At 70.4% G+C, this 11555-nt stretch carries 8 protein-coding genes; 7 read left to right on the top strand and 1 reads right to left on the bottom strand.

Annotated elements, in window-relative coordinates; translation table 11 throughout:
- The first annotated feature begins 31 nt into the window (after window positions 1-31).
- The 4 genes from OC490_RS07895 to OC490_RS07880 are packed head-to-tail and all read left to right on the top strand — an operon-like array spanning window position 32 to window position 6875.
- Window positions 32-1288, top strand: coding sequence for a glycoside hydrolase 5 family protein (locus OC490_RS07895; RefSeq protein WP_262057089.1), 1257 nt, complete (start codon window positions 32-34; stop codon window positions 1286-1288).
- The gene (locus tag OC490_RS07890) at window positions 1285-3303 is read left to right on the top strand and encodes an endo-beta-N-acetylglucosaminidase (protein ID WP_262057088.1); all 2019 of its coding nucleotides are present in this window, start codon (window positions 1285-1287) and stop codon (window positions 3301-3303) included. Before OC490_RS07895 ends, OC490_RS07890 begins: the two co-directional genes overlap by 4 nt.
- Before the next feature lie 42 nt (window positions 3304-3345).
- Window positions 3346-6360, top strand: coding sequence for an alpha-mannosidase (locus OC490_RS07885; protein ID WP_262057087.1), 3015 nt, complete (start codon window positions 3346-3348; stop codon window positions 6358-6360).
- A gap of 47 nt (window positions 6361-6407) precedes the next feature.
- Complete coding sequence (locus OC490_RS07880) at window positions 6408-6875, top strand: DUF4231 domain-containing protein (protein ID WP_262057086.1); 468 nt, start codon at window positions 6408-6410, stop codon at window positions 6873-6875.
- 179 nt (window positions 6876-7054) lie between these two features.
- On the opposite strand, the gene OC490_RS07875 is transcribed toward OC490_RS07880, so the two are convergent.
- Window positions 7055-7756 carry a FadR/GntR family transcriptional regulator gene (locus tag OC490_RS07875; RefSeq protein WP_262057085.1) on the bottom strand — a complete coding sequence of 234 codons (702 nt, stop codon included), beginning with the start codon at window positions 7754-7756 and terminating at the stop codon, window positions 7055-7057.
- A 164-nt stretch (window positions 7757-7920) separates the two neighbouring features.
- On the opposite strand from OC490_RS07875, the gene OC490_RS07870 reads away from it, so the two are divergent.
- Genes OC490_RS07870 through OC490_RS07860 form a run of 3 tightly spaced genes read left to right on the top strand, consistent with a single transcriptional unit; the run spans window position 7921 to window position 11505 of the window.
- Entirely contained in the window at window positions 7921-8994 is a 1074-nt protein-coding gene (locus OC490_RS07870; protein ID WP_262057084.1) for a sugar ABC transporter substrate-binding protein, read from the top strand.
- Window positions 8991-10484, top strand: a complete 1494-nt coding sequence (locus OC490_RS07865; protein ID WP_262057083.1) for a sugar ABC transporter ATP-binding protein — start codon at window positions 8991-8993, stop codon at window positions 10482-10484. The genes OC490_RS07870 and OC490_RS07865 overlap by 4 nt, the downstream gene beginning before the upstream one ends.
- Complete coding sequence (locus OC490_RS07860) at window positions 10477-11505, top strand: ABC transporter permease (RefSeq protein WP_262057082.1); 1029 nt, start codon at window positions 10477-10479, stop codon at window positions 11503-11505. Before OC490_RS07865 ends, OC490_RS07860 begins: the two co-directional genes overlap by 8 nt.
- Window positions 11506-11555: the final 50 nt, after the last annotated feature.

Raw genomic sequence — 11555 nt, 5'->3', positions numbered from 1 at the left:
TTCGGACACGCACTACAGAACCAGGATCCCGATGTCTTCTGCCGTGCGCTTCGGCGTCAACTACACCCCCAGCCAAGGGTGGTTCCACCACTGGCTCGACTTCGACCTCGACTCCGTACGTGCCGACCTCGACTCGATCGCCGAGCTGGGCCTCGACCACATCCGGGTCTTCCCGCTGTGGCCGTACTTCCAGCCCAACCGCACACTGATCCGCCCGAAGGCCGTGGAGCAGCTCGTCGAGCTCGTCGACGCGGCCGGTGAGCGCGGGCTCGACGTCAACGTGGACGGTCTGCAAGGGCACTTGAGCAGCTTCGACTATCTGCCGGCCTGGACCCGCACCTGGCACCGGCGCAACCTCTTCACCGACCCGGACGTCCTCGACGGCCAGGCCGCCTACCTGCGCACGCTCGCCGCCGCCCTCGCCGACCGGCCGAACTTCATCGGCATGACCCTCGGCAACGAGGTCAACCAGTTCTCGGCGGGCCCGCATCCGGACCCCGACCGGGCGACAGAGGACCAGATCGACGCCTGGCTGGAGCGAATGCTGGCCGCCTGCGCGGAGGGGGCGCCCGGCAAGCCGCATCTGCACGCCGAGTACGACGCGACCTGGTACCAGGACGACATGCCGTTCACCCCGGGCCAGGCCGCCCGCCGGGGCGCGATGACGGCCGTGCACTCCTGGGTCTTCAACGGCACCGCCCAACGCCACGGCCGTACCTCCGTGCCGAGTGAACATCACGCCGCGTATCTCGTCGAGTTGAGCAAGGCCTGGGCCGACGAACCGCACCGGCCCGTCTGGCTCCAGGAGGTCGGCGCGCCCCAGCCGCTCGTCCCCGCCGAGCACGCGGCCGACTTCGCCTCCGCGACCATCGCAGGCGCCCTTGACTGTCCCGACCTGTGGGGCATCACCTGGTGGTGCTCCCACGACGTGTCCCGCGACCTCGCCGACTTCCCCGAACTCGAATACGGGCTGGGCCTGTTGACCAACGACCGGCAGGCCAAGGACATCGCGCTCGTGCTCGCCGAGGCGGCCCGTGAGCCCACGTACGCGCCCGCCCCCCGCAGCACGGCGCTCGTCGTGCCCGCCGATCCGTCGGTCCGCTCGGTCTGCGGTCCCGGCGGGCCGGTCTTCGACGCCTACTTCCGACTCGTCGCCGACGGCGCCCGACCGGCGACCGTCCTCGACGTGCGCGCGGACGACAAGGAACACCTCGCCGCGCGCGGCATCACCGAAGTCGTCACTCCGGACCAGGTACTCCCCACCCCACAAGGAGACACCAGCTCGTGAACCCCACCAGACGCACCGTCCTGCTCGCCGTCGGCGCGGCGGCCCTGTTGCCCCAACTGCCTCTGCCCGCCTACGCGGCAGGGCAGGCAGCGGCCACCGCGACCCAGCCGTACGCCAGTTACTGGTACCCGGACTCCCTGCCCTCCGGGACCCCGGGCACCGGCATCACCTGGCGCAGCCTGAAGACCTGGACCGCCGCCTCGGACACGGACCTCGCCTTCAACGCCGCCGCCGTCCCGCTGGCCGCGCGCTTCACCCCGACCCCCGCGAACAGCACCGCCCGCTCCGGCCAGGCCCGCATCCAGTCCCTGGTCTCCTTCGGGCCGACGTCGAGCAACCCCTCCCAGGGCGCGGCCACCGCCGACTACTACGCCCTCACCCACTGGTCCTACCTCGACGAACTCGTCTTCTGGGGCGGCTCCTCCGGCGAGGGCATCATCCTCGCCCCCAACGCGCCCGTCGTGGACGCCGCCCACCGGCACGGCGTACCCGTCCTCGGCAACATCTTCCTGCCGCCCGTCGCCTACGGCGGACAACTCCAGTGGACCCGCGACCTGGTCCAGAAGGACGCCGCCGGGCACTACCCGCTCGCCGCCCAACTCGTCGCCGTCGCCGCCGCGTACGGCTTCGACGGCTGGTTCGTCAACGCCGAGACCAGCGGCGGCAACACCGCGCTCGGCACCGACATGCAGGGCTTCGTCAGCGAGTTGAAGTCCCTCGCCGCCGCCCAGGGGCAGCGCGTCACCTGGTACGACGCGATGACCGTGAACGGCACGGTCAGCTGGCAGGGCGCGCTCAACACCTCGAACCAGGCGTTCTTCCAGGCCGCGAACGACATGTTCATCGACTTCCGGTGGAGCACGAGCACACTGGCCGCCTCCGGGACGAAGGCCGACGGACTGGGCCGCAGCCGCTACGAGTTGTGGGCGGGCGTCGACGTCGAGTCCAACGGGTCGAGCACGTCCGTGAGTTGGGACGCGATGGTGCCGACGACCAAGGCACACATCACGTCCATCGGCTTCTACCGGCCCGAGTGGACCCGCAACCACCTCCCCGCGACCCGCACCCCCGGCGACTTCCACGCGGCCGACGACCGCTTCTGGACCGGGCGTTCGCTCGACCCGTCGAAGCCGGACAGCACCGACCCCTGGCGGGCACCGGCGGTGTCGGTCGCCGACCGGTCCACGGTGGGCGGCGCACTGCCGTTCGCGAGTGTCTTCAACACCGGGCACGGGCTCCGCTGGTACGAGGACGGAGCGGTCACCTCGGACGCGCAATGGAACCACCTCGGACTCCAGGACCGGCTGCCGTCCCGCCGCTGGGCGGTGCGCACCACGGGCCAACGGCCCACCGTGACCCTCGACTTCGCGGACGCGTGGCGCGGCGGCAGCAGTGTGCTGGTCGCCGGCGCACTGGACGCGCCGACGACCCTGGATCTGTACGCCACCCAACTGCCGATCACCGATGACACCGTGGTCGACCTGACCTTCCGCACCGACAGCGGCAGCGCGACCGTCGAACTGGCCGTCGCCACCGCCGAACCGAGCACGGCCGGATCGACACCGCCGTACACATATCTTCCGGTGGCGGCCTCGGGCAGCGACTGGCAGACGGTGACCGTGCCGCTCACCGGTCTCTCCGGCACGCTCCACGCCATAGGTGTACGGCTCACCGCGACCGCGGGGCCCGTGAACTGGCGGCTCGGCGGGCTGGCCGTGCGCGATGCCGGCGCGTCACCGACGCCGGCCGCTCCCACCAACTTCCGTATCACCGCGGCCACCGGCGGCAACCTGCGCTTCGCCTGGGACGCCGTGCCCGACGCCGTACGCCACTACACACTGCACCGTCTGCTGCCGGACGGCACCCGGCGGTTCCTCGGCGGCACCTGCCAGCGCGCCTTCTACGTCGGCGGGCTGACGGCCGAACAGGGCGAGCAGCAGGCGTGGTTCGAACTGCGCGCGACAGGGGAGCTGTACACAGCGTCGGCCCCCGCAACGGTCGCGTACGCCTGGTAACACCCGTAGTCCCACCCGCAACCGAGCCACGGAGCACCCCACATGCATGACGACCGCAGCCTGGTCGAAGCCCGCCTCAAGCGTGTTCTCGAAGAGCGCATCCGTCCCGCCGTGTACCCCGAGTCAGTGCCGCTGGAGGTGGCCGTCTGGCACGCGCCCGGCGAGCCGGTGCCCGTGGCCGAGGGGCTCGCGGGCACACCCGAACCGATCGAGGTGGGCGCCCGGTGGGGTGCTCCCTGGGGGACCAGCTGGTTCCGTGTCACCGGGACCGTCCCGCAGGAGTGGGCCGGGAAGACCGTCGAGGCGCTGCTCGACCTCGGCTTCGACGAGAACATGCCCGGCTTCCAGTGCGAGGGCCTCGTCTACCGGCCCGACGGCACTCCCGTGAAGGGACTCAACCCGCGCAACCAGTGGGTCCGGATCGGCGCACCCGTCGCCGGTGGCGAGGAGGTGCGGCTGTACGTCGAGGCCGCGTCCAACCCGGTGGTCTTGGACTACCACCCCTTCGTGCCGACCCAGTTGGGCGACAAGGAGACCGCCGGCAGCGAGCCGCAGTACACGCTCACCCGCATGGACCTCGCCGTCCTCGACGAGAACGTCTGGCAGCTCGTCCTCGACCTGGAGGTGGTCGGTGAGCTGATGGCCGAGCTGCCGGTGGACTCCGCGCGCCGCTGGGACCTGCTGCGGGCCGTCGAGAAGACGCTGGACGCGGTGGACCTCCAGGACGTCAACGGCACGGCGGAGCGCGCCCGTTCACAGCTGACGGCCGTCCTGTCGACGCCCGCCGTCCCGTCCGCGCACCGCATCAGCGCCATCGGGCACGCGCACATCGACTCCGCGTGGCTGTGGCCGCTCCGCGAGACCGTCCGCAAGGTGGCCCGGACGACGTCCAACATGACGGCCCTGCTGGAGGACGAACCCGACTTCATCTTCGCCATGTCCCAGGCGCAGCAGTGGGCTTGGGTGAAGGAGCACCGGCCCGAGGTGTGGGCGCGGGTCAAGAAGGCGGTGGCGGACGGGCGGTTCGTGCCGGCCGGCGGCATGTGGGTGGAGTCGGACACCAACATGCCGGGCTCGGAGGCGATGGCCCGTCAGTTCGTGCACGGGAAGCGGTTCTTCCTCGACGAGTTCGGCATCGAGAACGAGGAGGCCTGGCTGCCCGACACCTTCGGCTTCGCCGCCGGACTGCCGCAGATCATCAAGGCCGCCGGCTCCAAGTGGCTGCTGACCCAGAAGATCTCCTGGTCGCAGACGAACAAGTTCCCGCACCACACTTTCCGTTGGGAGGGCATCGACGGCACCCGGATCTTCACCCACTTCCCGCCCGTCGACACCTACAACTGCTCCATGCAGGGCCGCGAAATCGCCCACGCGGCACGCAACTTCAAGGACAAGGGAGTCGCCCGGCACTCCCTTGCACCCACCGGCTGGGGCGACGGAGGCGGCGGCACCACCCGCGAGATGGTCGCCAAGGCGGCCCGCCTGCGCGACCTCGAAGGCTCGGCGACCGTGGCCTGGGAGACACCGAAGGAGTTCTTCGAGAAGGCCGAGGCCGAATACCGCGAACCCCCCGTCTGGGTCGGCGAGTTGTACCTCGAACTGCACCGCGCCACCCTCACCAGCCAGGCCAAGACCAAGCAGGGCAACCGGCGCAGCGAACACCTCCTGCGCGAGGCGGAGCTGTGGGCCGCCACGGCCGCCGTACGGGCCGGATTCCCTTACCCGTACGAGGACTTGGACCGGATCTGGAAGACGGTGCTGCTGCACCAGTTCCACGACATCCTGCCCGGCTCCTCCATCGCCTGGGTGCACCGCGAGGCCCGGAAGACGTACGAGGGGCTGGCCGCCGAGCTGAACGGCATCATCGAAGCGGCCCAGCGCGCGCTGGCGGGGGAGGGAACGCGGGAGCTGGTGTTCAACTCGGCGCCCCACACCCGCGACGGCGTCCTCGCGGGCGGCGCGCAGACCCCGGCGGTCCTGGGCGAGACGGCCCTCGCGACCCGGGTCGGCGGAGGCCACGTACTGGAGAACGGCCTGCTCCGAGTCGAGATCGACGGCCGGGGCCTTGTCGTCTCCGCCTACGACATCCAGGCCGACCGCGAGACGATCGCCCCCGGCCGGGCCGCCAACCTGCTCCAACTGCACCCGGACTTCCCGAACATGTGGGACGCCTGGGACGTCGACGAGTTCTACCGCAACACGGTCACGGACCTCACCGACGCGGAGGAGGTCGTCGCCGACGGGAACACGGTGCGGATCGTACGGTCCTTCGGCGCGTCCCGGGTCACCCAACTGCTGTCCCTCGCACCGGGGGAGCGGCGGCTGCTCATCGACACCGAGGTCGACTGGCACGAGACCGAGAAGTTCCTCAAGCTCGCCTTCCCGCTCGACGTGCACGCCGAACGGTACGCGTCGGAGACCCAGTTCGGGCACTTCCACCGCCCCACGCACACCAACACCTCATGGGAGGCCGCCAAGTTCGAGGCCTGCAACCACCGCTTCGTCCACCTGGAGGAACCCGGCTGGGGCGTCGCCGTCGTCAACGACTCGACGTACGGCCACGATGTGACCCGTACGGTCCGCACCGACGGCGACCGTGGTACGACCACCACGGTGCGCGTCTCCCTGCTGCGTGCCCCGCGATTCCCCGACCCCGAGACCGACCAGGGCGTCCACCGCTTCCGGCACGCGTTGGTGCCCGGCGCGGCCATCGGCGACGCGGTACGCGAAGGCTGGCGGATCAATCTGCCGGAACGGCGGGTCACGGGCGGGCAGGAGGTCGCCCCGCTGGTGGGTGTGGACCGGGACGCGGTCGTGGTCACGGCGGTGAAGCTGGCGGACGACGGGAGCGGGGACGTCGTCGTCCGCTTCCACGAGGCCCACGGGGGGCGGGCGCGGGCGACACTCACGGTGGGCTTCGCGTTCGACGCCGTGGAGGCCGTCGACCTGCTGGAGCGGCCGTTGGCCGATGTGGGGGAAGTGACCCGCGAGGGTGATCAACTCGCGCTGCGGTTGCGGCCGTTCGAACTGGTGACGCTGCGGTTCGGACGCTCCTGAGGCGGTGCGGCTTTCCCAGGCGGCCGTGATCGCCCGATGATGGGGCGATGAGACGAAGAACGGCCGTCGGTCAGGCCTGGGCCTCCGAGTCCGATCCGCTACTGGGGCTCGCCCGGCAGGAGTTGGAGTTCTACGCGGGGGCGTGCGACCGGGCCAGGTGGTTGCACTACACGACGGAACTCGGCGCTCTCGCCGCCACGTCCGCGACGGTCGTGGCGGCGGGACTGCACGCGCCCGCCTGGCTCACCGCCCTGATCGCGGGCGGCGCCGTCTTCTTCACCGGCATGCGCCAGCTGTTCAGCCCGGGCTCACGCTGGGTCCTGGCCGCGCAGGCCCGGGAGTCCCTGCGACGGGCGATCGACCGCTACCTGCTGCTCCCGCCGGTCGAGCGTGACGTGGACGCGCGGGCCGCTCTGCACCGGGCGATCGACGAGGTGGGCACCAGCGAGCTGCGCGGATGGGCGGAGGTCCAGGGGCAGCGGGGCGAACCGCCGCTGCCGGCCGCGGGCTCCTGAACGCGGGGGCAGGACGGGCGGATCCGGCATGGCCTCCGTTGTCCGCCGCGGGCGACTGAAGGCGACGGCAGGGCCGATGGCCTCGTGGTCCGGTGCGTGCCTCCGCGCGCCGGAGCTGCGCGGATGTCCGCTGCGTGCGCCCGTGTGTCAGGACTGCACAGGCCCCTGAACTCCCGTCCCTACGGCCCCAGTTGCGTCCGCAGCCACTCCTCGACCTCGCCCACGTGCGAGGCCGCCGCCGCTCGGGCCGCCTCCGGGTCGCGGGCCACCAACGCCCGGTGGATGGCGGCGTGTTCGCGGCGGGTGCGGGCGAAGGCGCCCTCTTCCTGGTAGCCGCGCCACACCCGGGCCCGGAACGTTCTGGACGACAGGCCCTCCAGGATCGCGGCCATGGTGTCGTTGCCCGCGGCGGCGGCGATCTCGCGGTGGAAGGCGAGGTCGTGGGCGAGGATCTCCTCGGGGTCGTCGGTGGCGTTCATCGCCGTGAGGTGCTTCTCCACCTCGGCCAGCTGGTCCGGGGTGATGCGGGCGGCGGCCAGGGCGGTCGCCGTCGACTCCAGGATGCGGCGGACCTCCAACAGCTCCACCAGACGCGGGCCGCGGGAGAGGTCGGCGACGACACCGAAGGTCTCCAGCAGGTCGCCGGCCTCCAACTGCGTGACGTAGATGCCCGAACCGTGCCGGGCCTCCAGCACGCCCAGCACCGTGAGCGCGCGGATCGCCTCGCGCATCGAACTGCGGGAGATGCCCAGCTGGGCCGCGAGATCGCGCTCCGTGGGCAGCCGCTGCCCCGGCTCCAGACGGCCCTCGCGGATCAACGCCTTGATGGAGTCGATCGCGCGCTGCGTCACGGTGCCCTTCTGCGGAGCCGTCTCGTCCACGCCAATCCTCCACTCACCGGGTGCGCTGCAGTCTAACCACTCATGTGGTCGGACCACTACGACGGAAATCCAGGAAAATCTGCCACTGCGGGGTGTTGTTTCGGGGAAGTGGTCTGATAAATATGCGGTCATCTGCTCGGACACGCTCAACGAGGAGCCACCAAATGCTCGGCAGGACAGTGGGGATACGCAGCAGGTTGCGCATGATCGGTGCGGTGGCCGCGGTCACGGGTACCGCGCTCGTGCTCACCGCGTGCGGCAGCACCAAGGACACCGGCGCGAGCAGCGCCGGCGGCAGTAGCGGCACCGGCAAGGTGGGGGTGATCCTGCCCCTGCTGACCTCGCCGTTCTGGCAGTCGTACAACGACTACGTGCCGAAGATGGCGAAGTCCGAGGGTGTCGACGCACTGAAGACCGTCAACTCCAACAGCGACCCCTCGCAGCAGATCACCGACATCAACAACGAGCTGAACCAGGGCGTCAAGGGCCTGGTCGTCGCCCCGCTGGACAGCGCCGCCATCGAGGCCGGCCTCGACCAGGCCGACCGCAAGGGCGTACCGGTCGTCGCCGTCGACGTGGCGCCCGACAAGGGCAAGGTCGCGATGGTCGTGCGCGCCGACAACGTCGCGTACGGCGAGAAGGCCTGCGAGTACCTCGGGGCGCACATCACCAGCGGCAAGGTCGTGCAGATCATGGGCGACCTGGCGTCCGTCAACGGCCGGGACCGGTCGGAGGCGTTCAGGGACTGCGTGAAGAAGAAGTACCCGAAGCTGAAGGTGCTGGAGATCCCCGCCAAGTGGGAGTCCGACACGGCGGCCTCCAAACTGGACACGCTCCTCAACGCCAACCCGGACATCAAGGGCATCTACATGCAGGCGGGCGGCGTCTATCTCGCGCCCACCCTCCAGACCCTCAAGTCCAAGGGCATGCTGAAGACGGCGGGCCAGGCCGGGCACATCACGATCGTCTCGAACGACGGGATCCCGCAGGAGTTCGACGCGATCCGCAAGGGCGAGATCGACGCCACCGTCTCCCAACCGGCCGACGCCTACGCCAAGTACGGCATGTACTACATCAAGGCCGCGATGCAGGGGAAGACCTTCAAGCCCGGCCCCACCGACCACGACTCCACGATCGTCAAGCTGCCCAGCGGCATCCTTGAGGACCAACTGCCCGCGCCCCTGGTCACCAAGGACAACGTCGACGACCCCAAGCTCTGGGGCAACACGGTCAAATGAGCACTCCACTCGTTGAGGCGCGGGGCATCGTCAAGCGGTACGGCCCGACCGTCGCCCTCGCCGACGGCCAACTCACCGTGCTGCCGGGCGAGTCCCACGCCCTCGTCGGCCGCAACGGCGCCGGCAAGTCCACCCTCGTCACCGTCCTCACCGGACTCCAGGCCCCCGACGAGGGCACGGTCCGCTTCGACGGTGAGCCCGCACCCCCGCTCGCCGACCGGGACGCCTGGCGGGCCAAGGTGGCCTGCGTCTATCAACGGCCCACCGTGGTACCCGAGTTGACGGTCGCCGAGAACCTCTTCATCAACCGTCAGCCGACCTCACGCGGCGGAGTCATCAGCTGGCGCAGGCTCCGCACCGAGGCCGCCGAACTCCTCGACACCTGGGACGTGCGCGTCGACCCCGAGGCGCGCACCGCCGACCTCAAGGTCGAGGACCGCCAAATGGTGGAGATCGCCCGGGCGTTGAGCTTCGGCGCCCGGTTCATCGTCCTCGACGAACCGACCGCCCAGCTCGACAACCGGGAGATCGAACGGCTCTTCACCCGGATGCGGGCGCTCCAGGAGTCCGGTGTCACCTTCCTGTTCATCTCGCACCACCTCCAGGAGGTGTACGAGGTGTGCCAGACAGTCACCGTGCTGCGCGACGCCCGCTGGATCACCACCGCACCGGTCGCCGACCTCCCGCGCCGCGCCCTGGTGGAGGCGATGGCGGGGGAGTCGATCGCCGAACTGGAGGTCCAGCTCCGCGAGTTGGACGACGCCGCGCCCGTTCTCCTCGACGCACGCGGGCTCACCTCCGAGTCGTACGAGAACGTCGACCTCACCGTCCGCCGCGGCGAGGTCGTCGGACTCGCCGGATCCAGCGGCAGCGGCAAGATCGAGCTGGCCGAATCCTTCACCGGGCTGTACACGCCGACCGGCGGAACGGCTCAACTCGACGGCGAGAAGCTGCCGTTCGGGGATGTGCAGGCCGCGCTGAAGGCCGGTGTCGGATGCGTGCCTCGTGACCGGCACGGACAGGGGCTGGTCTTCGGCATGTCCATCGGGGACAACGCCACCATGACGGTCCTGGACCGGCTCGGCCGCTTCGGCTTCGTCGGCACCGACCGCAAGCGCGGCTTCGCGACGGAGCTGATCGACCGCCTCGACATCCACGCCGAGGGTCCCGACCAGCCCGTCTCCGACCTGTCCGGCGGCAACGCGCAGAAGGTCGTCATGGCCCGCGCCCTCGCCTCCGACCCCAGGCTGCTGATCCTCATCAACCCCACCGCGGGCGTCGACGTGAAGTCCAAGGAGTCACTGCTCGCCCGCATGGACAGCGCCCGCGACGACGGCACCGCCGTGCTCGTCGTCTCCGACGAACTCGACGACCTGCGGCGCTGCGACCGCGTCCTCGTCCTCTTCCACGGCCGTGTCGTCGCCGAGCACCCGGCGGGCTGGCGCGACCACGAGCTGATCGCCTCCATCGAAGGAGTGGACCATGGCTGACACCAAGGCGGCCCCGCCGCTCGCCGCCCCACGCGCCACCGGGGCGGCCTCGGCCCGCACGGTCCTGCTCCGCCGGGCCCGTGAACTCGCCCTCGTACCGGCCCTGTTGGTGCTCCTGGTGCTCGGCGCGATCGTCAACGACTCGTTCCTCACCGAACGCAACCTGATCTCCATCCTCGGTGCCTCCGCCGCGCTCGCGATGGTGGTCCTCGCCGAGTCGCTGATCCTGATCACCGGGAAGATCGACCTCTCGCTGGAGTCGGTGGTCGGCATCGCGCCCGCCATCGGCGCCCTGCTGGTCCTGCCGTCCGCGGAGTCCGGCTGGGGCACGGAGTGGTCGGCACCGCTCGCCCTGGTCGCGATCCTCGTCGTGGGCGGGATCATCGGCGCCTTCAACGGCATCCTCGTGGTGAAGTTCAAGCTCAACGCCTTCATCGTCACCCTCGCCATGCTGATCGTGCTGCGCGGGCTGCTGGTCGGCGCCACCAAGGGCAAGACGCTGTTCGGGATGCCCGACTCCTTCTTCACCCTGGCCACCAGCACCTTCCTGAGCGTCCCGATGTCGGTGTGGCTGGCGGCGGTCTGCTTCGCCGTCGCCGGGTTCGTGCTGAAGTACCACCGCGTCGGGCGCGCCCTGTACGCGATCGGCGGCAACCAGGAGGCGGCCCGCGCGGCCGGCATCCGCGTCGACCGGATGCTCCTCGGGGTGTCGATCGTCGCCGGCGTGCTCGCCTCGGTGGGCGGGATCATGCAGACCGGCTACGTCGGCGCGATCAGCGCCAACCAGGGCAACAACATGATCTTCACCGTGATGGCGGCGGCCGTCATCGGCGGCATCAGCCTCGACGGCGGCAAGGGCACCATGTTCGGCGCCCTGACCGGCGTACTCCTCCTGGGAGTCGTGCAGAACCTGCTCACCCTCGCCCAGGTCCCGTCCTTCTGGATCCAGGCCATCTACGGCGGAATCATCCTGGTCGCCCTCATGATCGCCCGCATCACCACGGGCCGAGCCCAGGACTGACCGCTCGGCTTCCGGCACCCGCACGGCACCGGATCCCTGTACCCGACCGA

Origin of the sequence: Streptomyces sp. STR69, assembly GCF_024519455.1 — a bacterium.
Taxonomy (GTDB): Bacteria; Actinomycetota; Actinomycetes; order Streptomycetales; family Streptomycetaceae; genus Streptomyces.
The sequence above is the reverse complement of the archived record's forward strand: the minus strand, read 5'-3'. Positions and strand labels throughout refer to the sequence as shown.